This window comes from Brevundimonas sp. KH_060, from assembly GCF_057838275.1.
Genome location: NZ_CM174463.1, coordinates 2,118,106 through 2,141,789, shown reverse-complemented (window position 1 = coordinate 2,141,789; position 23,684 = coordinate 2,118,106). Strand labels below are relative to the sequence as shown.

Genomic DNA, 23,684 nt, shown 5'->3' with positions numbered 1-23,684 from the left:
ATTCCAATTTAGGCAAGCTGTCGTCGTAACAAAGGAAAATAATAGCTCTTAATGCAAAAATACGGCATTAATTTATCCATCAATAGTGTGCAATGCGATGGTTTTTTCGCGTGCGAAATGGGCGGCGATGCGGTGACGCATTAATTGGACCACAGTTCTCGCATCCGTCGCACCAGTTCGGGCGAGGGCGGACGCCCGCCTTCTGCGCCGACGGGAGGCCAGCGGCCGGCGAGGACGTCGGCGCGCACGGCCTGCGCCGAGGGCGGTGGGAAGCGCCAGCCGGCGGCGGTCATGCGGGCTTTGACGCGCGCTTCCGCCTGGGCCTCGACAGGTTCGACGGGACGGACAGGGGCGTTCAGGGCGGCGGCGATGGTGTCGCCGTTGACGCCGACGGCCCAGGGATCGGCACCCCGTTCCAGCAGCAGTTCGGCGATGCGATAGTTGCGCATGGCCACAGCGGCCTCCAGCGGCGTGCCGCCGGTGCGGTCGGCTCGGTTCACGTCGGCACCGTGATTCAGCAGCAGGCGAACCGCGCCCAGGGAGTTGAGCGCGATGGCCTCGTCCAGCGGCCAGAAGGCGCCGGGCGCGACCGGATCAGGCGAAGCGCCTGCCTGAAGCAGGGCCTGTGCGTGCCAGGGTTCGCGGGCGCGCAGGGCCAGGCTGAGCGAGGTCTCGCCGTTCGGCCCGTCGGGCGGGGCGCCCTTTTCCAGCAGCAGGCTGACCATGGCCCGGTCGTCACGCGCGACGGCCAGGGTCAGCAGGTCCAGATTTTGTCCGTCGCCGATGCGCGCCAGGGCAGGATCGGCGTCCAGCAGGCGGCGAGCTTTCGTCAGGTCGCCGTCGCGGACCGCCTCGACCATGTCGCGGGTGGAATGACCGTCCCGGCCCAGCGCGGCCACGCTGGCCGGGGAGGGCAGGACGGTGCCGACGACAAAACCCTCGGCGCGGGCGTCGCAACCGCTCATCAGAACTCCAGCGAGAAGGATCGGCGTGAAGAGGCGCATCTTGGCGTTGAACGGACTGCGGGTCGAGGCCGTTCCGCCTCCTTATCGCATGGCGTCCAGGCTGGACTGGAACCATTCGACGCCGTGCAGGGCGCCGGGCGTCCAATTCCACCAGGACTGGTCCTCGGGCGGGGTGGGAGACACGGGGATGCGGTCGCCGACAGCCTCGGGCGCGTCGCCCGCCCATCCGGCGGCCACGCCGCCGAGCGGGCCGAGCAGAACCGCTCCCAGGCCGCCGAGGATGATGCGGTCCCCGCCGTCCTGCAGCAGGCTGAGCGGATCGCCCTTGAGGTAGAAGGCGTCGATGTCGGGCGTGGGGCGTCCGCCCGCCTGCGCGCTCTCGATGGTAGAGGCGTGCAGGCCTGAGGCGTTGAAGGTGTCCGCGTCGTGGCCCGACGCCAGGGACGCGGCCGAGGCCATGCCGCCGCCGAGCGAGTGACCGGTCAGGGTGACGTCCGCCTCGACGGCGGCCAGCCGCTGGCCGATGCGCAGGGCCTTGTCATAGTGCTCCGAGGACAGGCCTAGCGCCTGCTGGCCGTTGTTGAGCCAGTCCTCGCCCGCCTGGGAGCCGCGGAAGGCGACGACGTAGCGGGTCTGACCGCCCTCGTCGCTGACATAGACGCGGGCGCGGAATTCGGAATCGGCGCGCTCCAGCAGGTCGGGCGTCAGGCGCAAGCGGTCCAGGTCGTCCGGTCCGGCCACGCGCCAGCCGTCGGGCGGCGAGGGGGTGTCGTTATAAACGTCGGCCGACAGCGCCAGATGCGTCCGCGCGGCGTCCAGATCGACGACATTGTCCGAACGGGCGGGGGCGACGACGGCCTGGGCCTGAACCGGCGCGGCGGGCGGCGGCGCCCAGTCCAGGGCCAAGCGCGGGTCATCGTCGAAGCGCGCCGCTGTGGGCGTCGTCTGAGGTTGGAACGATGTCGCGCCGATCCGGTCGATCTGCATGGTCGCCTCCCGATCCTATGCAGTCACCCTATCGTTGCTCGCCGAACCGCGCTGCTAGGGTCTTCCCTAGACTGTGGGGCCTTAGCGCACGGCGCCCGCGTGCAGAGCCTGGTCGAAGGCGGCGCGGGCGGGGGGAGGCAAGGCGTCGATGCGTGCTGACAGCCATTCGGAGACGTCCTGGCCGGGAGCGGGCGGGGCGACGCCTGCGCCTTGAGCGAAGTCGGGCAGGGCCTTGGGGTTTTGCGACAGCGCGGCGGCGATTCCGCCTGTGAAGAAACCGGCGTCCTCGGCGCGAGGATGCCAGACGCCGCCGTCCCTCTGTTCAGCGGTAGACAGGGCGGTGGGGTCTGCCGTCAGCGCCGCCCATTGCCGCCCCAGACGATCCGCCTGTCCGCTTTCCAGCATGGCGGCGGCGTAGGCCTGCAAGGCCCGACGACCGCCCAGACCACTTTGAAGCTGGTTCGCCACGCCCGCAGGGTCGGCGTCCACGGCGTCCGCCAGGGCGGGCAGAGCGTTCGCGTCGATCCGGGCGGCGGCGGCGATGAAGCTCTCGGTCGTGACGGCGGCGGGCGTCGCTTCGGGCGCGGCGTCAGGGGCGGCGGGGGAGGAGTCGCAGGCGGTCAGCATGGTCAGGGTCGCCAGGATCAGAAGCCAACGGGGGGCAAGCAAGGCCGCGTCCTTTCCGTCCGGGCGCGGCCAGACTCTGAGGATCAGTTCAGCGGAATCCGCGTCACGGACTCCCAACCCTCGTTGTAGCTGACTTCGGCCGGGCCGTCATAGGGGCGGCGGCCGTCCGCGCCGGTCGGGGTGGTCAACGCCACGATGCTCTCGAACAGGTCGGCCTGACCGCTCTGATACTGGCTCAGGGCCGTGTCGAAGACCTGGTCGCTCAGCCAGCCGGTCGCATCGCTGACGCCCGGCCCAGGCAGCTTGCCGGTGGCGAAGCCGAAGATGGTCTTCAGCGTCTCGACGTTCTCGGCCGCGCCCTTGTTCACGCCCTCGAAGGCTTCATGAAGGGCGCCGGAGAAATAGCCCATACGCTCGGCGGCCGGATAGAAGACGCCGCCGTCCTGCTGCGTCGGGGCGGTGAAGCGTTGCAGCATGTCGCCGTTCAGATCATTGCCGCGCGCCAGCTGGTCGACCAGGCCGCGGATCGTGTCGGCGCCGCCGTCCTGACCCAGGGTCTCCTGCAGGAAGGCGGTCATGCCCTTGCCGGCCTGATAGTCCTGCTCCAGCGCGTCGACCACGCCGTTGACGTCGGATTTCAGCAGGCCCTCCATGCTGGCGCGGATTTCGTCGGCGGCGTCGCCGGTCCCTAGCGAGGGCGTCAGCACGCCGTTGGCGTCTGAGACGCTGGCCATCTGGCGGCCCGCCAGCTCGAACACCCGCGCCTTCAGCTCGGCGTCGGGACTGGTGGCGGCGGCGTCAACGACATCGGCCAGCGGCCCGGCGTCATAGCTGTAGGTCGGCGCGCCGCCTTGCATGTTCGTGTACATGGTCTGCTGGGTTCCGGCCTCGAAGACGGCCGACAGCTGGGTGTCGTTCAGCGATCCATAGGCGGTGCTGAGCGCAGAGGCGTTGCCGCCTAGGCTGCCCAGCACATGGGCCACGGCCAGGCCCTCGGCATCGCCCATGTCGGAGATCATCACGCCGCCCATGCCGTCGGCTTCGGTCGTCTGAGGCGCCAGGGAGGCGATGAAGTCGGTCTTTACGTCGGAAGTCGCGTGGGCGGCGACGCCCTGCGCCAGCTCGATCTTCTGCTCGCGGTTGTCGTAGGCGTTGTAGACGCGCTCCAACTGGGTCGCGTCCAGCGAGCCGCCAAGCGTCGTGTGAAGGTCGCGGCGCTCGTCCACGTTCAGCCCGCCGCCCATGCCGAGGAAGCCGGAGTTGTCGAGTTCGTCCGTCCACTTGTTCAACTCGTCATTGGACAGTTCGGAGACGACGGCGTTGCGCTCTTCCGCCGTCAGGCCGTTCAGCGTGGCGTTGATGTCCCTGAGGTCGCCCTGGGAGACGTCGTTGAAGAAGCCTTCGTCCAGGCGATCGCGGATCGTGTCCAGCGCCTGATCGACCCGGCTGGTCGAGGGCGATCCAGCGACAGGACCGCTGACGGGCGAGGCCAGGACGCGAGTGTCGGCGGACGACGAAAGGGACGTGACGGTCATGACCGGCTCCTGCACGATACGGGCGAATACTGGAGCGAGCCTATGACCGTGGCGGCGGCGGCATAAGCTGGGGGCGTCCTTAGCTAGGGACATCCCCTACGCTCGATGAGCCGCGAATGACGCCGCTAGGGAAAGCCCCAGATTTCAGACGCGCGAAGAGACGCCAGAGTGGCCTGACGGATCACCGCGTCTTTTGGAGCCGACCCATGTCTCTCGCCGCTTCCTCCGCCACCAGCCAGTCCGCCGCCGCCGGGGCGCGCGACGCCGCGCCCGCCCACACGGTCCGGGCGGGCGAGACCCTGTCCGGCATTGCCGAACGCTATGGCGTCAGCGTAGGCGACCTGCTGGCGGCGAACCGTCAGATCACCAATCCGAACCTGATCCATCCCGGCCAGACCGTGACGCTGCCGGTCGGCGCGGGGGAGGGGCAAGGCGCGGCGCAGGCCGAGGCCCCCGCCGTTCATACGGTGCGCGGCGGCGACACCCTGTCGGGCATCGCCCAGCAATACGGGATGAGCTGGCGCGAACTGGCGGCGGACAACGGCATCGCCAATCCGGCGCTGATCCAGGTCGGCCAGCAGATCCGCCTGAACGGCGCGGCGCTCGAGACGGCGACGCCGGTCCAGTCGACGCCCGTTTCCGAACTTGCCGCAGAGGCGGCGCCCGCAGCGGGCCAGGAAGGCGTCAATCCGAACCTGGGCGCCCTGTCGGCGCGCTATGAGACGGGCGGGCGCGGCCCCGGCACGGTGTCTTCCGGCTCGGGCGACCCGGGCGGAGTGTCCTACGGCTCCTATCAGCTGGCGGTGAACCGCAACCGGCCGCAGGAGTTCCTGGCCGCCGACGGCGCGCGCTGGGCCGATGAGTTCGGCGGGGCGGCGGCGGGCACGCGCGGATTCTCCGACACCTGGCGCGCCATCGCCGCGCGCGAGCCGGAAGCCTTCCAGGCCGCCCAGCACGCATTCATCGAGCGCACCCACTATGACGTGCAGTCCGCCCGGATCGAGAATGCGGGCCTGGACATCTCCAACCGCTCGCACGCGCTGCAGGATGTGGTGTGGTCGACCTCGGTCCATCACGGCCCGAACACGGCGGTCGTCACCCGCGCCATGGCGGCGGTTGAGCGCCAGGGGGTCGACGCCGCCAGCGCTGACTATGATCGGGCGCTCATCAACGCCGTTTATGACGAGCGCGGCCGTCGCGACGGCAACGGCGAACTGGCCTATTTCTCCAGCTCGCGCGCCGATGTTCAGGCGGGCGTGGCCCAGCGGTTCGAGGACGAGCGTCGCGACGCCCTGAACATGCTGGACGGCCGCTGACCGCATGACTGAATCTAGTGCTGTCACCGGCGCGAACGGCGCCTCGGCGGTTTCCGCCGGGGCGTCTTTCGCCGAGAGCCGCGCATTGGCCGTCGGCGCCGCCGTGCAGGCGATGGTCGAGCTGGCTGGCGCGGTCCTGCCCGATCCGGCGGACAGTCTGGATCGAGGGGTGGCCCTGTCTCAGGCCTGGGCCGAGCAGGGGCAGCAGGGCGGGGCGGTGGTCGGCGGCGATATGCGCGTGCTGTCCGCCCAGACCGGCCAGGCGGTCGCGGCGCGGCTGAGCGCCGCCTCTCCGATCGAAACGGGCCGGATCGACCGCGCCCTGACCGATTTCGTGCGCGCGGTTCAGAGTCACGCCCGCGCCGCGCCGCATCTGACTGCGCCGGCCGTGGTGGAGCCCATGCTGCGCGCCTTGGCGGCGGGCCTGGCGCGCGAGGAAGGCCCCGCCGCCGTCCGCGACAGCGCCGTCGAGCAATTCGCCCGCGTGGTGGACACCGCGACCGCTTCATTGGACAGGCGCTGAGCCAGATCCCTTGCTGTGACACAAAGCAAACCCCGCGGACCGAAGTCCGCGGGGCTTTCACGCTGAACCGCAGGTGAAGTTCAGCGCGTCGGCGTTGGGCCGAGGGCGATGCGCGGGCTGCCGGGCTCGCTGGTTTCAGAGGCGCCGCCCAGGGCTTCAGCCAATCCGCTCAACACGCCGGTCAGCAGCCAGGCGCCCAGGACGCCGCGCAGGGCGTCGCTGAAGGCTTGAAGCGTCTCGGGCAATCCGGCGTTGCCGATCTTGGTCAGGTTGAAGTCTTCCTGGCTGACGGCGTCGCCGGTGATGCCGCTGGTCCAGCCCGATCCAGCGGCGTCATCCTCGCGGATGGTCAGGCCGTCGCGATAGGCGGCGTCGAGGGCGTAGCCGTTGTTGCTCATGCTGATGTTCAGGTCGCCCAGCCGGTTCTGGCTGACGCCGTCGATGATCATGGCCTGGTCGCCGCGCGTGATGACCAGCTGGCTGGTGACGGTGGCGTTGGGATTGTTGCCGAAGGGCTCGGTGTTTACGGTGATCTTGGTCCCGTTCTCAAGCTCCAGAGTCATGGTGTCCCAGAAGTCGCCGACGTGCTGGCCGTTGTAGTTGAAGTGCGGATCGCCCCAGATCTGGGTAACGTTGCCGTCGGCGTCGCGCACCACGAACTCGGAGTTGGCCTCGTTGATCTCCAGCGTATAGCCGTCGCCCAGGTCCACCGTGGCCTTGCCGTCCTGGGGCATGGAGGCCGAGAAGGCGGGGGCGGCGGGCTGGAAGGCGCCGTTGAGCATGACACCCAGCTGGAAGCCCATCTGGGCGAAGTTGGCCGCTGTGGCCATGCGGTCCGCGACCGCGCCGAGCACGAGCGTCCCGACGGCGTTGGAGAAGGCGGTGTTGATGCTGGTCATCGTGCAGCCCCGAGGTTGATCTTGCTGACCGGCATCGGACCATGCAGGGGCCCGGCTTCACAGTCGGGACGGTCCCCATCAGGGACGACCCTAGCTTTCTAGCCGGAGCGCCGTCCCATCGCCTTCAACACCTCCAGAACCGTGTCATGGCGGCCCATGATCTCGTTCAGCAGGGTCTGCACCAGGCCGGTCATCATGATCAGGATGATCAGGGTCGCCAGCCAGGCCTTGATCGACAGCGACAGGGAGAAGACGTTCAACTGCGGCGCATAGCGGTTGACTAGGCCCAGGGCGCCGTCGGTGACGAACAGCACCACCAGAACCGGCGAGGCGAACAGCACGGCCAGGGTCATCAGCCGTGTGAACTCGCCCTCGAACAGGCTGAGGCTGCTCATGGTCAGCACCGGCGTCAGGCTGCCGATGGGCCAGATGACGAAGCTGTCCAAGATGGTGCCGACCAGCAGCAGCAGGCCGCCCGAGAACATGAAGACGAAGTTGGCCAGCCGCCCCAGGAACTCGCCGTTCAGTGAGGTCTGGTGCCCGCTGAGCGGGTCAACCACCTGGGCCATGGTGGCGCCGACCTTGGTGTCGATGATCTGTCCGGCGGCCTCGAACGCCCACAGCATGGTGGCGAAGAAGAAGCCGATGACCAACCCGACCAGGGCCTCCTTGCCGAACAGCAGGATCCACTGGACCGTCGGCAGGGTCATCTGGGCCACCTGCGGCTGCATGGTCAGCACGGCCAGGCCGAACACCAGGAAGATGGAGTTGCGGACCATCGCCGGCACCGTCTGCGGCGACAGCAGCGGCATCAGCAGGAAAGTCGTCGCCACCCGCGTGGTCGACACCGCCACCAGGATAGCGTTGTCGAACAGATTGTCCAGACCCTCGAACACCTAGCGGCGCACCAGGGCCGGGAACTCGGTGAAGATGCGGTCGCTGAACTGATACAGCGAGCCGCCGATCAGCGCCGCCGTGGCGAAGAGGGTCAGCACGATGGCGAAGAATTTGGCCGTGTATTGCAGGGTCTGCTCCTGAAGCTGCGTCGCCGACTGGATCACCGCCACGATCAGGCCGACGATGGAGGCGGCGATGATCGGCGGGGCCGACAGGAACAGGACGAGCCACAGCGCCTGATTGACGAGCTCGATGGCCTGGGCGTTCATCATGGGGCGTTCTCCTAGACGTAACTGAGCACAAGGCCGTGGGACAGCTTCACCCATCCGTCGATCAGCACGAACAACAGCAGTTTGAACGGGAGGGAGACTGTGGTCGGCGACAGCATCATCATCCCCATCGCCAGCAATATGTTGGACACCACCAGGTCTATGATCAGGAAGGGCAGGAAGATCAGGAAGCCGATCTGGAAGGCCGTCGCCAGCTCCGACACGGTGAAGGCGGGCACGACGACCAGGAAGTCCCGCGCGGTGATCTCGGCGCGCTTTTCAGGGGTGGAGATGCGCTGGGCTGTGCGCAGGAAGAAGGCGCGCTCGCGCTCGGACGAGTGCTTGATCAGGAACTCGCGCAGCGGTTCCTTGGCGCTGTCGGCGTAGGCGAACAACTGCTGGGTGTCGCTGAGAGCGGCGGTGGGCGGCATGTGGTTGGTGGCCTCGGCCATGCGCTGGCCGACCGGGAACATGACGTAAAGCGTCAGGATCAGCGCCATGCCGTTCAGCACGATGTTCGGCGGCACCTGCTGCAGGCCCAGGGCGTTGCGCAGCAGGGACAGCACCACCACGATCTTGGTGAAGGACGTCACCATCACCGCCACGAAGGGCGCGAGCGCCAGCAGGATGACGGTGACGAGCGCCGAACCCGGCGAGAACTGGGACAGGTCCATGTCAGACGGTCTCCTTCGGGTCGGCGACGGCGTCGATCAGCACGGCGTAGGCTTCGCCCAGGGACACCAGACGGCCGCGCGCGAAGGCCTGGCCGGCGCTGCGCAGGGTGACGCGCATCTCGGCGTCCAGTCCGGTCAGGGGCAGGACGGCGCCGGGACGCAGTTCGGTCAGCGTCTTCAGCGGCGCGGCGGTCTCGCCCAGATCGACCGTCACGGCTATCGGCGTGTCGGCCCCCGGCGTCAGTCCATGCTCGTTTTCGGCAGGTGGGGCGGCGGCCTCGGTCATGCGGCTTTCCTTGCGTTGATGAGTGAAGCTTCGGGTCGCGGGGTCGAACAGGCCGACGGCCGCCCCGCCGGGAACCGACAGGCGCGCGGACCAGGCTCCGGCCTGAGCGGGGATCAGCAATATGTCGCCTGCGCGCAGGCTCGACAGATCGTCAGGCGACAGGCGCGGCCCCTCGATGAGCAGGCGGACGGGCAGGGGCAGGTTCAGCCCCGGCGCTTGATCGCCGACACGACGCAGGCGCAGGGCCAGGGCGGGCGGCAGGGACAGGCGCGCCTCGTGCAATGGGTGTTCGCCGTCGCTGAGGCGGACCTCGACGTGCGCCGCATCGAACATGTCGGAACGCACGCTGACAGGCGTCAGCGATTCGGCGCCTGAGTCTTCCAGCGCCGCCAGCAGCGGCTCCAGCGTCGAGACGGCGGCCAGCAGGGCGGCATGGTCGCCGTTCTCGAAGGCCGCGCCGTCGATCGTCAGGGGTGCGACGCGGACGGCGCCGTGCGACGTGGCGAAGACGACCTGCTCTCCGACGAAGGTCTCGTCGTGATCGGGGATCAGAACGCTGACGCGCAGTTCGTCCAGCGTCAGACCGTCCAGGGCGGCGACGACGGCGGCGCGGGCGCGTGCGGTCGGCTCGTCCAGCCGGGGCGGGCGCGCGGGCGCGAGCGAGGAGGGCAGGGCGTCCAGGGCCACGCTCACGCCTCCTCGACCTGGCCGGACACGGCCATGCGGACCAGATGGGTCAGGGTCGGCGCCTCCATCTTGGTCATGATGCGGGCGCGGTGCAGTTCGACCGTCTTGGGGCTGATGCCCAGGTCATAGGCGATGACCTTGTTGTAGGAACCGGCCACGACCAGATCCATGACCTCGCGTTCGCGCGCGGTCAGGCGAGATAACCTTTCCTGATAGGCGAGGGACAGCGGAGAAGTAGTTGTTTCAGCTTCTGTTTCTGATGGCGTCGTGCGGAAGGCCAGGGCGATGGCCTCTTCCAGCGCCTTCTCCTGAAAGGGCTTTTCCAGGAAGGTGACGGCGCCGCGCCGCATGGCCTCGACCGCCAGGGGCACGTCGCCGTGGCCGGTCATGAAGATCACCGGCTGATCCAGTCCGCGCTCGCGCGCCGCCTCCATCAGCTCCAGCCCCGACATCCCCGGCATCCGCACGTCCAGCAGGAAGCAGGCGGGTTCGGCCGGGCGCTCCGTCATGGCTTCGAGGAAGGCGGCCGGTTCGTCCCAGCACTCGACCTCATAGCCCAGGCTTTCCAGCCACCAGGCGGCGGACTGGCGGAACTCGGCGTGGTCGTCGACCAGGCAGATGCGGCCGGACGGTCCGCCAGCCGGTGTTGCGACGGCGCTCATGGGCGGGCCTCCTCGGTCGGGGTCTCGGCCGCGGCCAGCGGCAGGGCGATGTGAAAGACGCTGCCGCCCGTCTCGCCCGGCGTGAACCACAGGCGGCCGCGGTGCAGTTCGATGATCGAGCGGCAGATGCCCAGGCCGACGCCCATGCCGCCGCTGCGGGTGCTAAAGAAGGGCGAGAAGACGCGGGCGGTGGCTTCTTCCGGCACGCCCGGCCCGGTGTCGGTCAGGGTCAGTTCGATCTGGCGCGCGTCCAGGCTATGGCGCGCCTCTATGGTCAGTTCGCGCCGGGGCAGATCGACGCCGCGCATGGCGTCCAGGGCGTTACGCGCCAGGTTGACCAGCACCTGCTGGATCATGATCGGATCGCCCAGGACGGCGGGCAGGTCCGGCGGCGTGGCGGCGCGCGCCGTCACCCGGTCGCGGGTGATCTCCCAGTCCAGCAGATCCAGGGTGTTGCGGGCCAGGCGGGCCAGGTCCAGCCGCTGCACCTGGGGCTGGCGCTGATCGACGAAGGTGCGGACGCGCTGGATGACGCCCGAGGCGTAGAGGGCCTGTTCCGTCGCGCGCTCCAGGGCCTCGGCGCCGGTCTCAAGCGTCAGGGCGCCGCGTTGCAGCCGCGCCTTCAGCCCGCGCAGGATGTTGGCAATGGAGCCGATCGGCTGGTTCAGTTCATGGGCGATCATGGTGGCCATCTCGCCCACCGACAGCACGCGTGAGGTGGTCAGCAGCTCCTCGCGGTCGGCCAGGTGGCGCTGCTGGGCCTCCTGCCGCTCGGCGGCGTCGGACAGCTCCAAGAAGACCAGGCCGTCGGACAGGGCCAGGCGAGCGTCATGCACCCGGCGGCCGCCCGGCTGGACGATCAGGGCGTCTGAGGCGCCCTCGCGCCGGGCCGCCGCGATCGCCTCGGACAGGCCGGGCAGGCGAGCTTCGACGACCGGCAGGGCCTCGCCCTCGCGCCATTCGGGGAAGGCGGCGGCGAAGGCGGGGGAGCGCCAGGTCAGGCCGCGCGCGTCAAAGGCGGCGGCGCAGATGTTCAGCGCTGAGAGGGCGGCGTCGGTCCATTGCAGCGCGTCGAGCGGGCGAAGGGCGGCGGTCATCGGCGCGCCTTCGGTCCGCAGGCGGCTAGGGAAGTCCCGCATGGCGAGGGCCCGTCGATGCGCCTAGATTGGCGGCCTAGCGTGGAGCGTTCCACGTCGAGGAGACCGCCATGACCACGATCCGCACCGACAACGCGCCTCTGTCCGGCGTCTGGTCGCGCGATCTGTCGGCCTCGACGCCGCTGGGCGCCGAAGCGCGGGCTCACGGTCGCGGCGGTCAGGCCTTCGGCGACTTCACCGCCTTCGCCGGCGACGATGTGCGCGTGCGGGTGTCGGACCGGCTGGACATGGACGTGGCCGCCCGCGTCATCGCCGATCATCTGACCGAAACCCGCGACAACGGCTTCGGCTGAGGCTATGCCTCGGTCATCGTGACCGATCTCGTTCTCAAGGCTGAACCCGACTGGGCCGGCGCGGCCCAGGCCCTGATCGACGGCTTGCATGGCCAGTCGACGCCCGATGCGCGCGTCACCGTGCTGCAGCGCGTCTGCGACGGTCTGGGCGAGGCGCTCTATCCCGGCTTTGTCAAACTGCTGGCCGCCGTGGCGCGCTTCGGCGACGAGGAGGCGCGGCGTCTGGCCGCCGACGCCCTGGCCCGCGCCCTGACGACCGATCGCCTGCCCGCCACGCGCCTGCCGGCTTGGGGCGCGGCGGCCTTTTCGAGCCTGTCCGGTCCCGGCGGGGGGCTGATGACCAACGCCCGCAGCGTGGGGCCGCTGGAGTTCCTGTGCGTCTGGCTGACCCGCGACGTGGTGGGTCAGCCGCTGGAGGACGAGGCGTTCGAGCGCGCGGCCGCCCTGGTGCTGACCCTGATCCAGACCTCGCCCGAGGCGGCGCGCCTCTATGCTGGAAAGCTGGCGGCGGACGCCGATAGCCCGACCGAAGGACTGCATAATCGCCAGAGTCGCCGTTTGGTGCGGTTGACCGCCGAGGGGCTGGCGGCGGGCCGCGCTCCAGCCGAGACGGCGCGCGCCGTGCTGGACGCCGCCCGCGCCGATCGCGACCAGGGCCGCTGGGATTTCACGCCGCGCTGAGATCATGGCTCACCGCACCCCGTCCGGCGGGCGATGCTCGCTGTCGGGATCGGCGGGGGCGACGCGCACCTCGGACACGACCACGCCGCGCGCCTCCAGCCGACGACGCATCAGCTCCAGCGCGCGCTCCAGCTCGGGCGTCGGCCGTTGGTGCGCGGCCAGTTGCAGCGTCAGGCCGCCGTCGGCCAGCCGCATGACCCCGAACCCGGCCAGGGCCAGGGTCCGGTCGGTGAACTGCACCTGCATCCCCTTGGCGGCGTCGGCCTGAGCGGCCAGCCAGGCCTTCTCCATCATCGACGCCATGGCTTCGACGTCGCCGGTGTAGCCGGCGACGGCGGCGGGGCCGCCCTGGACGCCGTTCAGGCCGGTCGCGCCTGCGACATTCAACTGGCCCTCGGCCTTGTCCGCCTTGTCGTCGGCCTTGGTCTCTTCGCGACGCGCGTCGTCGGGGCGGTCGCGGACGGGTTCGGCATCCTCGTCACGGCGGGCGACGCGTGGCTGGCGCTCGCCCGATTCGAGCGCATGGCGCCGCGCAGCGGCCTGGTCCAGTGCAGCTTCGAAGGCGCCGCCGCTCCAGGCGGAGGAGGCGGGACCGGCGGATCGCGCGGAGGGCGTGGGCCGGGCGGGGGCGGAGTTGTTCACGGCGTTGGCCATCAGGCGCGGCCTCCCATAAGCAGTTGCAGGCGCGGGCGGCCCCGTTCCTCGAAATCGAGCTGTTCCTGGTCCTCTCGACGCCCGGCGCGCTGGGCCACGGCGCGGCGTAGTTGGCCGTCGACGGCGTCGTGGCGAGCCGTGGCGCGCATCAGGACCCGCAGAGCCTGATCCCGTTCGGTCTGGGCGGCCTCGACCGCCCGTTGGTCCTCGGCGTGGGCTTCCGTCTCAGCCTCGCGACGGTCGGCGATCAGGCCGCGTCGCGACAGGGCGCCTTCGATCAGGCGCGCATCGCCGCCCGCGCCCGAGGCGAACCATTCGTCCAGGGTTTCGATGTGGCGGCCCAGGGCGGCGATGGATTCCTCGCGTGCCTGTAACGCCGTCTGCGCCCGCGCCAGGGCGTCCTGGGCGACGGCGACCAGTCGGCGCGCGGCCTCGACCCTTTGCGCCCGCAGTCGGGCCAGGCGCCGCAGCAGGGTGATGCGGTCTCGCCCGCTCATGACGCCGCCTCTACCAACTGGGTCAGGGCTGCTTCGGCCGCGACGCCTTCATGCGCGCCCTGCTGCAACAGGGCGCGAAGGGCGGGCATCCGCTGCACGGCCTCGTCGGCCAGGGGATCGCCGCCGGGCTTGTACTCGCCGATCTGTAGCAGGAACTCGATCTCTGCGTATTTGGCCAGCCAGGCGCGGACCTTGCCCGCCGCCGCTTGATGCTCGGGCGAGGTCACGCGCGGGAAGACGCGGCTCAGGCTCGTCAGTGGATCGATGGCCGGATAGTGGTTCGCCTGCGCCAGCTTGCGCGACAGATAGACGTGGCCGTCCAGGATGGAGCGGACCTCCTCGCCGATCGGGTCGCCGCCTTCCTCGTCCTCGATCAGCACGGTGTAGAAGGCGGTGATGGAGCCGCCCTCGATCGCGCCCGCCCGTTCGAACAGCCGGGGCAGTTCGGCGAAGACCGACGGCGGAAAGCCGCGTCGCACGGCCGGTTCGCCGACCGACAGGCCGATCTCGCGCAGCGCGCGGGCGAAGCGGGTGACGGAGTCCATCTGCAGCATGACGCGCAGGCCCTGGGCGCGGAAGCCTTCGGCGATGGCGGTGGCGGCGTGGGCGGCGCGGACGCGCTCCATCGCCGGGCGGTCGGAGGTGGCGACCACCACGACCGAGCGGGCCAGACCTTCCGGCCCCAGGCTGTCGTCGAGAAACTCGCGCACCTCGCGCCCGCGCTCGCCGATCAGGGCGATGACGTTGACGTCGGCGGCGCAGTGGCGGGCGAACATTCCCATCAGGGTCGACTTGCCGCCGCCGGCCATGGCGAAGACGCCGACCCTCTGTCCCACGCCGACGCTCAGCAGGGTATCGACCGCGCGCACGCCGGTCGGGAACAGGGCGTTGATCGGCGGCCGGGCCAGCGGATTGGGCGCGTCGGCATAGACGTCGCGCATGGCGACCGGCCCCGCGATGGGGCCGAGGCCGTCCAGCGGGCGGCCGAAGGCGTCGATGACCCGGCCCAGCAGGCCGGGGCCGCTGGGGACTTCTGTCCGGTCGTCGGCGGCGATGACCTCGGCTTCGGGACCGAGGCCGTTGAGGCTGGTCAGGGGCGTCAGTATGGCCGCGCCGTCGCTCAGGCCCACGACCTCGGCCTTGACCACGGGGCCGCCGGCGGGGTCGCGGATCTCGACCTGCTGGCCGATGCGGGCGTTCAGCCCGGTGGCGCGCACCGTGGTGCCGAAAGCCTGAACCACCCGCCCGCGTCGGTCCAGGGTGCGAGCGCGGCGCAGGGCGTCGTGCAGGCGTAGTTCAACGGTATCGTTGCTCATGCGGCGCGCCCTCGCTCAAAGGCGCGTTCAAGGGCGGCGAGCTGGACCTCAAGCCCGGCGTGGCTGCGTCCGGCTGCGGTTTCGATGACGCAGTCGCCGGGGGCCAGGGCGTCGTCGGGCCGCACCTCGATCGCCGCGCCGATGGGCCACAGCCGGGTCGAGACGGCGCCGACGCCGTCGGGCGCGACGTGAACCACGACCGGCGCCTCGGGCAAGACGTCCTTCACCGCGCGCTCGGCCAGGGCCGCCAGCACGGCCTCGGGCGCCAGTTCGGCGGCGATGCGGCGCACCACGTCCAGAGCCAGGCGTCCGGCGGTCTCACGCAGACGCTCGCGTTCGGCCTCCATCTCGCGATGCAGACGGGCGGCGCGTTCAGCCACGTCGCGGGCGGCGGCGGTCAGCCCGGCCTCATAGCCGGCGGCGTAGCCGTCGGCGCGGCCCGCCTCGCCCTCAGAAGCGCGATGGGCTTCGACTTCGGCCAGCCGCGCCTGGGCCTGAGCCAGAAGTTCCACCGCCGTCTCGACGACGGCGCGCTCCTCGCGGCGAATAACGGGGCTGTCGGTCAGCAGGGCCGCGTCGGGCGCGGCGGCGATCAGGTGAAAGCTCATGCGGCGACCCCGCAGAGGAGCAGGGCCAGACGGCGCGCGGTCTCGGCCTGGTCTGTGTCGAGGCGCAGCAGGGGCGGGGCCAGGCCGTCGGCCAACCGCCGGGCCGTCTCGCCCGCCAGACCGGCCAGCAGGGCGGCGGCGCCCAGACCTTCCAGCGCTTCGGCGTCCAGCGCGCCGACCGGCGGCGTCTCAGGTCGTTGGGCGGGCGGCAGGGCCAGGACGGCGTCCAGCGCGTCTTCGCCGATGCTGCGCCCGACGACGCCGAGCATCCGTCCGTCGATGCTAGCCGCCAGCCGTTCGGCCAGCAGCACGGCGCCGCAGGTCGCGGCCAGACGGCGGCGCTCGTTCAGGGGCAGGGCGGACCAGGCGGGCGCCTTGAGGATGGCGGCGTAGTCCATCGGCGCGCGCGGCGGCGTCAGGCGGCGGGCCAGGGCGCGCGCACGCGGCGAGCGCGCGGCGTCGTCCGCGCCGTCCAGGGCGCGGGCCCGGCGCCACAGGGCGGCGCGTTCGGTCCTGGCGGCGCCCGACGTCAAGCCTCGCCTCGCTTGGCGTCTGCCTTGGCGCGCGGTTTGGGCCGCCGATAGAGGCCGTAGATGCCCAGCCCCGCCGCGCCCAGGATCAGCACGCCCAGCGGCAGGCTGAGCTGGGTGACGGCCGGCGCCTGCGGCTGGGTCAGGACTTCGGACGCCGGGAAGGCGACGACCGTCACCTTGTCGTAGGGCAGGCCCTCGATCGAGTTGACCACCAGGGCCTTGATCGAGCCGGTCTGGGCCGAGATGTCGTAGTCGGGCCGGTGCTTGATGAAGACCGAGGCGGAGGAGGGCGGTTTCTCCTGCGCCAGCGGGTCGCTTTCCGGCACGGCGATATGGACGCGCGCCTGCACCACCCCGTCGATGGAGGAGATGGTCTGACCCAACTCCTGCTGCAGCGCGTACATCATGCGCATGCGCTGCTCCATCGGCGAGGAGACGAAGCCTTCCTTCTGGAAGACCTCGCCCATGCTGGCGAAGTTCTGGCGCGGATAGCCGCGATCATGCAGCAGGGCGACCGCGCGGGAGAAGTCGCCGCGGTCCGCCTTCAGCACCCAGTTGTCGCCGTCGCGGGTCTTGGAGGCGTCCAGCCCCTGAGCCTTGAGCACGGCGACCATTTCATTGGCGTCGCGTTCCGTCAGGCCGCCGTAAAGCTCCTGCTGGCCGCAGGCGGCGAGCAGGAGGGCCGCGCCCGCGAGGGCGGCGAGCGATCGGATTCGCATGGCCGCCTCCCTCAGGACTGCTGCCGGAACAGCTGCTGCAGGCCGTCCGAGGTGCGGTTGGCCATGTTGGAGGTGAGCTGGCAGTTGAACATGAACTCGTGCGCGCGGACGGTCATCATGACCATCTCGCCGGGCGTCATGCCGCCGGCCTTGCCCTCGGCGGCCTGGGCCAGGGCGGCGAGGTCCGAGGCCTGACCGTTCACCTGTTCCAGGGCGCCCATCATGGTCTTCATGACGCCGTTGGGCTCGGTCGGGGCCGCCGGGGCTGACAGGGGCGTGACGTGCAGCAGGTTTTGGAACTGCACCGCCTGGCTGAGGGTGGCGTTGTAACCGACGTCGATCTGCTGCGTCTGGGGTTGCAGCATCTCGGGCGGCATGGCCGCTGCAGCGGCCGAAGCTTCGAAGGACATGAGCCCCTCCTGTTGAAATGAAGGGCTCAGTTCTTGCGAGCCATGGTCTCCAGCGCCTTGCCGACGGAGTCGGTCGAGGTGGAGGAGGAGTTGGCCATGAAGTTCATGCGCATCGACTCGGCGGTCAGCATGGCCATGGTCGAGGGCTTGTCCTCGCCGCCCGGTCCGATCTGTTCGGACAGTTCGACGATGCGGCCGGCCTGGGCGTCCAGGGTCTGGCCCCAGGAATGGGCCATGGCCTCGAACCAGGAGCCGGGGCGGGCCTTGTCGCGTTCGCTGTTCAGGCTGGGCGAGACGGCCAGCATGCCGAGGCCGTTCAGACTTTGGGATGACATGGGTATTCTCCTTTTGGGCTGGGGTTAGAAGTTGAGTTCGGAACGGGAGCCGTTGCGCTCGACCAGGACGCGGGTGTCCTCGATCGAGACGATGCGGTGGCCGGTCGGCAGGACGGCGCCGGGGAAGTAGCGGGCGCCGTCGGCGGTGGTGACGTGGCCGCGCTCGCCGCCGATCACCGACACCACCCGCTTGCCGCCGCCTTGCTGAATGTCCTCGAAGCGGCCGCCCTCGTCGGCGCCGGGCAACATGCTGACGTCGATGCGGCGCAGGCCCTTGATCTCGCCCATGGCCAGCCGCTCCAGGCGGGCGGCCTCGTCCGGGTCGCTGCCGGTGACGTCTAGCCGCACCATGCCCGCGCCGACCGAGCGCGCGGCCGCCTTCACGCCGTTGGCGAGGTAGAGCTCCTCGACCTGACGGGCGATGCCGTCGTGGGTCTGAAGCTCCAGGCGGGGGCGCCATTCGCGTGCGGCTAGGATGCGTTGCAAACGCACGCGTTCGGCGTCCGAGGCCAGCATCCCCTCGATGCGCAGGTCGCCGGCTTCGGTCTTGGTGACGACCAGCTTGTCGAAGCCTTCCTCTGACAGGACGGCCTGGACCTTGGCGGGCTTGGGCTGCGACTTGGGCCAGGCGGGGACGCCTGAGCTGATGGCGAACAGGGCCGAGATGGTGACGACGGCGATCAGCAAAATCGGAACGAACTTGGCCGAACGCGACACCAGGGCGTTGGTGTTGTTCAGCAGATACTGCCAGTTGCGGCCGTCGTTGACCGAGTCTGCGTCCTCATCACCGTCATCATCCGGCAAGGGGCGGGCGGCGGCCAGGATGCGTTCGGCTTCGCTCCAGCGCGGGCTTTCGGCCTCGCCGATGGCGACGGCGTTGTCGCCGATCAGCAGCGGCAGATAGAGGGGCAGGATGGCCTGGGCCGGGGCGGTCAGCTCATGCCCCAGCAAGGTCACGGACCCGGACGTCAGGTCCAGGTCGGCGGCGTCCGCCCGCGCCTTCAGCGTCAGCCGCACCCCCTCGGCGCTGGCGTCGCGCAGCACGATGTCGGCGTCCAGGTCATGGCCCACGGCGATGACGCGGCCCCGCTCCAACGGCGCCGAGGCGCCGCGCACGCGTCCGGCCAGGACGCGAAGGACCAGGCTTTCGATCTCGGGTGCGGCGACGGCGTCGGCGGGCATGGCGGATCAGTCCTTGGCCGGTTCATAGGGGGTGAAACCGGGCGGCGGCGCTTCACGCACGGCGACGGCGGGCGTGGCGGCCGGGGCGGGCAGGGGATCGTTCGGCGCCGAGCCCTGGTTGAAGCCCATGCGTGGCCCGCCCTTGGGCAGGGCCGGGGCGGCGGGCAGGGGCTGCGCTTCCGGCGAGCCGGGGTCGGCGCCGAAGTCCAGGCGCGGCGCGGGCGTCTCCTCGCCGATGGACGCCAGGCGCGGGGTGATCAGGAACAGGCGCTCGATCCGTCCGGTTGAACGCTCCGAGCGGCGGAACAGCAGGCCCAGCGCCGGGATATCGCCCAGCACCGGCACCTTGGTCACGGCGTTGACGTCCTGCTGCACCACCATGCCGCCCAGCAGCAGGCTCTGGCCTTCCAGGATCATGGCCTGGGTGTTCAGGGCCGCGCGCTGCACGACCGGAATATCATCGACGTCGGCGTCGGTCAGGGAGCCGTCCTCGATCTGGATCTGCATCCGGATGCGGGTCTGGTTCTGGTCGCGCAGGACGTGGGGCGTGACCTTCAGCGTGGTCCCGGCGGTGACGTTGTAGAGGTCGACGTCCCGCTCGCCCTCCAGGCCGACGTAGAAGCTGCGGGTGTTCTCGAACAGGGCCTGGACGTTCGACAGGGTGACGATCTGCGGCCGCGAGACGATGCGGGCGACGCCCTCGTCCTCCATCGCCGTGATGCGCGAAACGAAGTAGTCGCCGTTGCCGATGATGGTCGAGATGGCCAATCCGTTGTTGCGCGGGGTGATGTCCTGACCCCGACGCAGGCGGTCGTCGTTGCGGGTGCCGTCGCCGAACAACACCCCGCCGCGTCCGTCGTCAAAGCGCCAGGTGATGCCCAGCTGGCGGGCGCGGGTGGTGTCGATGTCGATGATGGTGGCCTGGATTTCGAGAAGCTGCGGCTCCTTGTCCAGGGCGGCGATCAGCGCCTCATAGGCCCCCATGCGCTCGGCCGTGTCGCGCACGATGACGGCGTTCAGCCGCGTGTCGGCCTGGATGCGCGCGTGCTGGACCGGCGCGCCGCCCGCCATCTGTTCGTCGGCCAGCGCCAGACCGAGCGTGTCCGGCGTCGGAGTGAAACCGCCTTCGGCGTAGCTGGCGTCCATCAGGCTATTTTGCGCCGCGCCCTGCGACGCCAGACCCTGACCGCGCAGGCCGCCGACGCGCGGCGAGCGGCGCGTCTCGATGCGGCGGGCGACGGCGCCGTTAGGGTCGTTGCTGACCATGGCGCGCAGGATGGAGGCGACGCCTGGAATGGTGACTTCGCTCTGGGCTGTCTCGAAGGTCACGTCGTCAGCCCAGGCGTAGCGCAGGGTGAAGACGCGGTATTCGTAGGTCGGCTGGGCGGCTTCGGCGCGAGCGCCAGGGCCGGCGCGGGCGATCTCGTCGATCTGCTGGATGAAGCGGCGGGTGCCGTTGGCGACCAGCATCTGTCCGGCGGGCTGCAGGGTGTTGCGGCTGTCCAGCAGGCCCATTTCCTGGGCCGTGGCGCGCACGCGACGCAGCATCTGCGGCGAGGCGGGGATCGACTGGCTGGTCAGCTCGGAGGTCTGATAGATGTAGACCGCTCCGCCGTCATAATAGGCCACCAGATCGAAGGCGTCCGCCACCTGACTGAAGATGGTCGACGCCGGACCGCTGAAGGCGCCGTTCACCGTGCCGCGCAGATTGGGGCTGATGATCACCGGCATGCCTAGCTGGCCGAAGAAGCTTTGCAGGAACTGACCCACCGGCTGTTCGCGCGGGGCGATCTGCAGCGTCTGGTTGCCGATCGGCGGCTCGCCCGCCGCAGCGGGCGCGGACAGTCCGAGCAGCGTGGCCAAGGAGGCCATGGCCAGGAGGGCGGTCTTGAAGCTCTTGCGGGCGGTCGGCGTCTTGATCGTCATGCAGGGTCCGTCGTTTCAGGCCGCAGCGGCCGTGGAGGCGGGGGGAGCGGAAGGGGCGGTCGGCGTCGCGGCGGCGGGCGCATCGACGTCAGGCAGGGCGACCCGACCGACGATCTCGAGCTTCAGGCTGGGCAGCAGCTCGTGGAACGACAGGGCGGGCGTATCGAACAACTCGGGCTCGACCAGCTTGCGGATGTGACGGCGAAGGTCGATGGCGGCCAGCACGGCGTCAGCGTCCGTGTCGCGCACCGTCTTCTGCACGGCCTCGATGATCTGGCGGGCCATGTCCGGCTCCAGCGCCAGTTGCTGACCGGCGCCGCCGACGCGGATGGATTCGCGCAGGTGCTTCTCCAGCGCGGGCTCCAGCACGGCGGCCTTCAGCACGCCGTCAGGGGCGTAACGGTGGCTGATCTGGCGACGCAGGGCCACGCGGGCGAACTCGGTCAGGGCCAGAGGATCCTTCTCGCGCTGACCGGCGTCGGCCAGGGATTCCAGGATGTCGCGCAGGTTGCGCAGCGGCACCTCTTCCTCGGCCAGGCGTCGCATGATCTCGGCGATGCGGGCCAGGGGCAGGGCGCGGGCGACCTCCTTGACCACCTCGGGGTAGCTCTCGCCGGCGCGGTTCAGCAGGGTCGAGGCCTCCTGGATGCCGATGAACATCCCCGCGTTGCGGCGCAGCAGCCCGCGCACCCCGGCCAGGGTCGCATCCAGCGCGTCTTCGGCCGGGCCGGGATCGCCGGCGCCCAGGGGCGCCTCGAACGCCATCAGCCGCCAGCGGTCCGCCGCCTCAGCCGGGCCGTAGCGCACCGTCACGCGCGGCAGAGCCACGCCCAGCGAGGCTTCGAACTCGTCCAGCAGGGTCTCCAGGGCGGCGGTCAGTCGCTCGGGATCGGTCGCGCGCAGGGCGCGGCCGTCGATCTCCAGCAGCAGAGGCGTCATGGCGGCGCCTTCGGTCGGCCGTGTCTGGGTCGAGGCGATCGGCCCTTCGGTCTCTGCGGACGAGCGGCCGGTCAGAGCCCTCATCTTGCGCCCGGCGGACTTGCGCCAGCGCGGCTCGATCATGATGGAGGCGGTCATGGCCGCTGCGCCCAGCAGCAGGAACACAATGGTCGGAAAGCCGGGCACCAGGGCCAGCAGCCAGCACATGCCGCCCGCGACCAGGAAGACCTTGGGCTGGGCCGACAGCTGACGGTGCATCAAGGCGCCCAGGTGAGCGTCGGTCTCGGAATCTCCGCCGCGCGTCACCAGCAGACCCGCCGACATGGCCGCCAGCAGGGCCGGGATCTGCATCACCATGCCGTCGCCGATGGTCAGGATGGAGTATTTCTGGACCGCCGCGCCGAAATCCATGCCGTTCTGCAACATGCCCACGGCCAGGCCGCCCAGCAGGTTGATCACCACGATGATGATCCCGGCGATGGCGTCGCCCTTCACGAACTTCATCGCGCCGTCGAGATTGCCGTTCAGCTTGCTCTCCATCTCGAGCAGGCGGCGACGGCGCTTGGCCTCGTCCTTGTCGATCAGGCCCGAGCGCAGGTCGGAATCGATCGACAGCTGCTTGCCCGGCATGGCGTCCAGGCTGAAGCGGGCGGCGACCTCGGCCACGCGCTCGGCGCCTTTGGCGATGACGATGAACTGCACGACGGTGATGATCAGGAAGACCACCAGGCCGACGACCAGATTGCCGCCCGCCACCATGTTGCCGAAGGTGTTGATGATCGCCCCGGCGTGGCCTTCCAGCAGGATCATCCGCGTCGTCGCGATCGACAGGGCCAGCCGGAACAGGGTCGTGATCAGCAGCAGGCTAGGGAAGACCGAGATGTCGACGATCGAGGCGATGTAGATCGACACCAGCAGCATCACCACGCCCGCGCTGATGTTGATGGCCACCAGGGCGTCGATCGCCAGCGACGGCAGGGGCATGATCATCATGGCGATGATCGCCGCCACGCCCGCCACCAGGAACAGGTCCGAGTAGCGGCCGACTCCTCCGCCGTTGTGGCGCGGACTGAGCAGTTTCAGCGGGCTGGCGAAGGACATAGACGCGCTTTGAGGCTGCCGGCGGATCAGGCCGAACGGGAGATCGGTGAGAACTATCGGAAGGAGGAACGGCGGGCGGTGAGGAGCTGGTCGTAGCGAGCCATGACCTTGCGGACGTAGTCCTGGGTCTCGCGGTAGGGCGGGATGTTGCGGCCGTAACGCTGCACGGCGCCTTCGCCGGCGTTGTAGGCGGCCAGCACCAGGCGCAGGTCGTTGCCGAACATGCCCTGCAGGGTTTTCAGGTAGCGCGAGGCGGCGCGAATGTTGGTTTCCGGCTCGTGCAGCCGCATCTCGTCGGCGACGCCGAAGCGGCGGCCGGTGGCGGGCATCACCTGCATCAGACCGCGCGCGCCGACGGGTGATCGGGCGTTGGGATTGTCGGCGGATTCCACGCTGATGATCGCCTGCAACAGGGCTGGGTCGATGTCGTGTTCACGCGCCGCTGCTGTGATCAGATCGCCGTGCGGCGGCCTGCTGCGATGCGGTCCTGCGTCGGCCGTGAAACTCCCCGACTTGTAAAAAACAACGATTTCCGAGGAACCGATCACCTCGGTCGGCGACTCATTGTCGTAGATCAGTAGTTGCTGGGCTGCCCGCGCCTCTCGCTGGGCGTGTGTCGAGCAAGGCCCTGATCCGAACGCTCCGCTTCCCAACGCCAGGGAAAACTGGCTGACGGAAGCCGCTGAAGCGACCAGCTGCGACGAGGTAGCGCTACAGTCTTCCGCAATTGCGGAGTGATTCCATGCAGTAATTATAAGTATTACTGTGCTTGTTACCGAGCAAAATTGTCTCACTTCGCATTTCGCCCGAAGCTATGTGAATTTCGATCTTGTGTGACAGCGATATTATTGCTCATGAATGTTGTCAACGAGATCGGGAATGAAAATTTCTGCCAGTAGGGTTAATCCTAGCTTGTTTTTATTCTGAAGTGGTCAGGGTGCGGATAAGGAATAAGCTTGACCATAAGCTGTGCCGTTTCTGTATTCGGCAAAGCTTGTTTCTGATG

Annotated in this window: 27 protein-coding genes; 4 read left to right on the top strand and 23 right to left on the bottom strand. The window is 69.6% G+C overall.

The window, feature by feature from the left end; translation table 11 throughout:
- Window positions 1-140: 140 nt before the first annotated feature.
- The 4 genes from AC3IPP_RS10555 to AC3IPP_RS10540 all read right to left on the bottom strand — a co-directional run bounded on the left by AC3IPP_RS10555 (window position 141) and on the right by AC3IPP_RS10540 (window position 4,114).
- Complete coding sequence (locus tag AC3IPP_RS10555; protein ID WP_489148964.1) at window positions 141-965, bottom strand: ankyrin repeat domain-containing protein; 825 nt, start codon at window positions 963-965, stop codon at window positions 141-143.
- Window positions 966-1,046: 81 nt separating this feature from the next.
- Window positions 1,047-1,952: a Tle-like phospholipase domain-containing protein gene (locus AC3IPP_RS10550; RefSeq protein WP_489148963.1), complete on the bottom strand. Its 906-nt coding sequence runs from the start codon at window positions 1,950-1,952 to the stop codon at window positions 1,047-1,049.
- Between the two features lie 81 nt (window positions 1,953-2,033).
- Window positions 2,034-2,621, bottom strand: coding sequence for a hypothetical protein (locus tag AC3IPP_RS10545; RefSeq protein ID WP_489148962.1), 588 nt, complete (start codon window positions 2,619-2,621; stop codon window positions 2,034-2,036).
- A gap of 41 nt (window positions 2,622-2,662) precedes the next feature.
- Window positions 2,663-4,114, bottom strand: coding sequence for a hypothetical protein (locus AC3IPP_RS10540; protein ID WP_489148961.1), 1,452 nt, complete (start codon window positions 4,112-4,114; stop codon window positions 2,663-2,665).
- A 206-nt stretch (window positions 4,115-4,320) separates the two neighbouring features.
- Between AC3IPP_RS10540 and AC3IPP_RS10535 the strand changes: the two genes are divergently transcribed.
- Window positions 4,321-5,430 carry a LysM peptidoglycan-binding domain-containing protein gene (locus AC3IPP_RS10535; protein WP_489148960.1) on the top strand — a complete coding sequence of 370 codons (1,110 nt, stop codon included), beginning with the start codon at window positions 4,321-4,323 and terminating at the stop codon, window positions 5,428-5,430.
- Window positions 5,431-5,434: 4 nt separating this feature from the next.
- The gene (locus AC3IPP_RS10530) at window positions 5,435-5,953 is read left to right on the top strand and encodes a hypothetical protein (protein ID WP_489148959.1); all 519 of its coding nucleotides are present in this window, start codon (window positions 5,435-5,437) and stop codon (window positions 5,951-5,953) included.
- 80 nt (window positions 5,954-6,033) lie between these two features.
- Here the strand turns inward: AC3IPP_RS10530 and AC3IPP_RS10525 are convergent, their stop codons facing one another.
- The 7 genes from AC3IPP_RS10525 to AC3IPP_RS10495 form a co-directional block, all read right to left on the bottom strand.
- The gene (locus AC3IPP_RS10525) at window positions 6,034-6,852 is read right to left on the bottom strand and encodes a DUF1521 domain-containing protein (RefSeq protein WP_489148958.1); all 819 of its coding nucleotides are present in this window, start codon (window positions 6,850-6,852) and stop codon (window positions 6,034-6,036) included.
- A 98-nt stretch (window positions 6,853-6,950) separates the two neighbouring features.
- Window positions 6,951-7,748 (bottom strand): type III secretion system export apparatus subunit SctT, encoded by a 798-nt coding sequence (sctT, locus tag AC3IPP_RS10520; protein ID WP_489148957.1) that lies wholly within the window; start codon window positions 7,746-7,748, stop codon window positions 6,951-6,953.
- On the bottom strand, window positions 7,749-8,021 hold the full coding sequence (gene sctS / locus AC3IPP_RS10515; protein WP_003164547.1) for a type III secretion system export apparatus subunit SctS: 273 nt from the start codon (window positions 8,019-8,021) through the stop codon (window positions 7,749-7,751). It abuts the gene before it with no gap.
- 11 nt (window positions 8,022-8,032) lie between these two features.
- Window positions 8,033-8,692, bottom strand: a complete 660-nt coding sequence (gene sctR, locus AC3IPP_RS10510; protein ID WP_087139973.1) for a type III secretion system export apparatus subunit SctR — start codon at window positions 8,690-8,692, stop codon at window positions 8,033-8,035.
- Window position 8,693: 1 nt separating this feature from the next.
- Window positions 8,694-9,665 carry a FliM/FliN family flagellar motor switch protein gene (locus AC3IPP_RS10505; protein ID WP_489148956.1) on the bottom strand — a complete coding sequence of 324 codons (972 nt, stop codon included), beginning with the start codon at window positions 9,663-9,665 and terminating at the stop codon, window positions 8,694-8,696.
- 2 nt (window positions 9,666-9,667) lie between these two features.
- A complete protein-coding gene (locus AC3IPP_RS10500; RefSeq protein WP_489148955.1) occupies window positions 9,668-10,327 on the bottom strand; it encodes a response regulator transcription factor in 660 nt (219 codons plus the stop codon).
- Window positions 10,324-11,424, bottom strand: a complete 1,101-nt coding sequence (locus AC3IPP_RS10495; RefSeq protein ID WP_489148954.1) for a sensor histidine kinase — start codon at window positions 11,422-11,424, stop codon at window positions 10,324-10,326. Before AC3IPP_RS10495 ends, AC3IPP_RS10500 begins: the two co-directional genes overlap by 4 nt.
- 110 nt (window positions 11,425-11,534) lie before the next feature.
- Here AC3IPP_RS10495 and AC3IPP_RS10490 point away from each other — a divergent pair, with 110 nt between their 5' ends.
- Together AC3IPP_RS10490 and AC3IPP_RS10485 are read left to right on the top strand one after the other, a co-directional pair.
- On the top strand, window positions 11,535-11,777 hold the full coding sequence (locus AC3IPP_RS10490; protein WP_087139965.1) for a hypothetical protein: 243 nt from the start codon (window positions 11,535-11,537) through the stop codon (window positions 11,775-11,777).
- Between the two features lie 18 nt (window positions 11,778-11,795).
- Window positions 11,796-12,458, top strand: coding sequence for a hypothetical protein (locus AC3IPP_RS10485; protein ID WP_087139963.1), 663 nt, complete (start codon window positions 11,796-11,798; stop codon window positions 12,456-12,458).
- A gap of 9 nt (window positions 12,459-12,467) precedes the next feature.
- Here the strand turns inward: AC3IPP_RS10485 and AC3IPP_RS10480 are convergent, their stop codons facing one another.
- From AC3IPP_RS10480 to AC3IPP_RS10425, 12 genes are read right to left on the bottom strand one after another with little or no spacing between them, the layout of a single operon-like run.
- On the bottom strand, window positions 12,468-13,112 hold the full coding sequence (locus tag AC3IPP_RS10480) for a hypothetical protein (RefSeq protein WP_489148953.1): 645 nt from the start codon (window positions 13,110-13,112) through the stop codon (window positions 12,468-12,470).
- Window positions 13,112-13,609: a hypothetical protein gene (locus AC3IPP_RS10475; RefSeq protein ID WP_489148952.1), complete on the bottom strand. Its 498-nt coding sequence runs from the start codon at window positions 13,607-13,609 to the stop codon at window positions 13,112-13,114. Before AC3IPP_RS10475 ends, AC3IPP_RS10480 begins: the two co-directional genes overlap by 1 nt.
- Window positions 13,606-14,925 (bottom strand): FliI/YscN family ATPase, encoded by a 1,320-nt coding sequence (locus AC3IPP_RS10470; protein ID WP_489148951.1) that lies wholly within the window; start codon window positions 14,923-14,925, stop codon window positions 13,606-13,608. Before AC3IPP_RS10470 ends, AC3IPP_RS10475 begins: the two co-directional genes overlap by 4 nt.
- On the bottom strand, window positions 14,922-15,533 hold the full coding sequence (locus AC3IPP_RS10465; protein WP_489148950.1) for a FliH/SctL family protein: 612 nt from the start codon (window positions 15,531-15,533) through the stop codon (window positions 14,922-14,924). The genes AC3IPP_RS10470 and AC3IPP_RS10465 overlap by 4 nt, the downstream gene beginning before the upstream one ends.
- Window positions 15,530-16,066, bottom strand: coding sequence for a hypothetical protein (locus AC3IPP_RS10460; protein ID WP_489148949.1), 537 nt, complete (start codon window positions 16,064-16,066; stop codon window positions 15,530-15,532). Before AC3IPP_RS10460 ends, AC3IPP_RS10465 begins: the two co-directional genes overlap by 4 nt.
- Window positions 16,063-16,785, bottom strand: coding sequence for a type III secretion system inner membrane ring lipoprotein SctJ (gene sctJ / locus AC3IPP_RS10455; protein ID WP_003164555.1), 723 nt, complete (start codon window positions 16,783-16,785; stop codon window positions 16,063-16,065). Before sctJ ends, AC3IPP_RS10460 begins: the two co-directional genes overlap by 4 nt.
- Window positions 16,786-16,796: 11 nt before the next feature.
- A complete protein-coding gene (locus tag AC3IPP_RS10450; protein ID WP_313416746.1) occupies window positions 16,797-17,195 on the bottom strand; it encodes a hypothetical protein in 399 nt (132 codons plus the stop codon).
- A 26-nt stretch (window positions 17,196-17,221) separates the two neighbouring features.
- Entirely contained in the window at window positions 17,222-17,530 is a 309-nt protein-coding gene (locus tag AC3IPP_RS10445; RefSeq protein ID WP_489148948.1) for a hypothetical protein, read from the bottom strand.
- Window positions 17,531-17,554: 24 nt separating this feature from the next.
- A complete protein-coding gene (locus tag AC3IPP_RS10440) occupies window positions 17,555-18,712 on the bottom strand; it encodes a SctD/MshK family protein (RefSeq protein WP_489148947.1) in 1,158 nt (385 codons plus the stop codon).
- 6 nt (window positions 18,713-18,718) lie between these two features.
- A complete protein-coding gene (gene sctC / locus AC3IPP_RS10435; RefSeq protein ID WP_489148946.1) occupies window positions 18,719-20,638 on the bottom strand; it encodes a type III secretion system outer membrane ring subunit SctC in 1,920 nt (639 codons plus the stop codon).
- Between the two features lie 15 nt (window positions 20,639-20,653).
- Window positions 20,654-22,678, bottom strand: coding sequence for an FHIPEP family type III secretion protein (locus AC3IPP_RS10430; protein ID WP_489148945.1), 2,025 nt, complete (start codon window positions 22,676-22,678; stop codon window positions 20,654-20,656).
- Between the two features lie 53 nt (window positions 22,679-22,731).
- Complete coding sequence (locus AC3IPP_RS10425) at window positions 22,732-23,226, bottom strand: lytic transglycosylase domain-containing protein (protein ID WP_489148944.1); 495 nt, start codon at window positions 23,224-23,226, stop codon at window positions 22,732-22,734.
- Window positions 23,227-23,684 lie beyond the last annotated feature (458 nt).

Bases quoted from the DNA above. Each gene is read 5' to 3' on its own strand.
- AC3IPP_RS10465 (WP_489148950.1), bottom strand. From the start codon at position 15,533: ATGAGCTTTCACCTGATCGCCGCCGCGCCCGACGCGGCCCTGCTGACC.
- AC3IPP_RS10490 (WP_087139965.1), top strand. From the start codon at position 11,535: ATGACCACGATCCGCACCGACAACGCGCCTCTGTCCGGCGTCTGGTCG.
- AC3IPP_RS10440 (WP_489148947.1), bottom strand. From the start codon at position 18,712: ATGCCCGCCGACGCCGTCGCCGCACCCGAGATCGAAAGCCTGGTCCTT.
- sctS (WP_003164547.1), bottom strand. From the start codon at position 8,021: ATGATGAACGCCCAGGCCATCGAGCTCGTCAATCAGGCGCTGTGGCTC.
- AC3IPP_RS10555 (WP_489148964.1), bottom strand. From the start codon at position 965: ATGAGCGGTTGCGACGCCCGCGCCGAGGGTTTTGTCGTCGGCACCGTC.
- AC3IPP_RS10480 (WP_489148953.1), bottom strand. From the start codon at position 13,112: ATGGCCAACGCCGTGAACAACTCCGCCCCCGCCCGGCCCACGCCCTCC.
- sctC (WP_489148946.1), bottom strand. From the start codon at position 20,638: ATGACGATCAAGACGCCGACCGCCCGCAAGAGCTTCAAGACCGCCCTC.
- AC3IPP_RS10500 (WP_489148955.1), bottom strand. From the start codon at position 10,327: ATGAGCGCCGTCGCAACACCGGCTGGCGGACCGTCCGGCCGCATCTGC.
- AC3IPP_RS10540 (WP_489148961.1), bottom strand. From the start codon at position 4,114: ATGACCGTCACGTCCCTTTCGTCGTCCGCCGACACTCGCGTCCTGGCC.
- AC3IPP_RS10430 (WP_489148945.1), bottom strand. From the start codon at position 22,678: ATGTCCTTCGCCAGCCCGCTGAAACTGCTCAGTCCGCGCCACAACGGC.
- AC3IPP_RS10550 (WP_489148963.1), bottom strand. From the start codon at position 1,952: ATGCAGATCGACCGGATCGGCGCGACATCGTTCCAACCTCAGACGACG.
- AC3IPP_RS10525 (WP_489148958.1), bottom strand. From the start codon at position 6,852: ATGACCAGCATCAACACCGCCTTCTCCAACGCCGTCGGGACGCTCGTG.
- AC3IPP_RS10450 (WP_313416746.1), bottom strand. From the start codon at position 17,195: ATGTCCTTCGAAGCTTCGGCCGCTGCAGCGGCCATGCCGCCCGAGATG.
- AC3IPP_RS10470 (WP_489148951.1), bottom strand. From the start codon at position 14,925: ATGAGCAACGATACCGTTGAACTACGCCTGCACGACGCCCTGCGCCGC.
- sctR (WP_087139973.1), bottom strand. From the start codon at position 8,692: ATGGACCTGTCCCAGTTCTCGCCGGGTTCGGCGCTCGTCACCGTCATC.
- AC3IPP_RS10445 (WP_489148948.1), bottom strand. From the start codon at position 17,530: ATGTCATCCCAAAGTCTGAACGGCCTCGGCATGCTGGCCGTCTCGCCC.
- AC3IPP_RS10495 (WP_489148954.1), bottom strand. From the start codon at position 11,424: ATGACCGCCGCCCTTCGCCCGCTCGACGCGCTGCAATGGACCGACGCC.
- AC3IPP_RS10530 (WP_489148959.1), top strand. From the start codon at position 5,435: ATGACTGAATCTAGTGCTGTCACCGGCGCGAACGGCGCCTCGGCGGTT.
- AC3IPP_RS10535 (WP_489148960.1), top strand. From the start codon at position 4,321: ATGTCTCTCGCCGCTTCCTCCGCCACCAGCCAGTCCGCCGCCGCCGGG.
- sctJ (WP_003164555.1), bottom strand. From the start codon at position 16,785: ATGCGAATCCGATCGCTCGCCGCCCTCGCGGGCGCGGCCCTCCTGCTC.
- AC3IPP_RS10475 (WP_489148952.1), bottom strand. From the start codon at position 13,609: ATGAGCGGGCGAGACCGCATCACCCTGCTGCGGCGCCTGGCCCGACTG.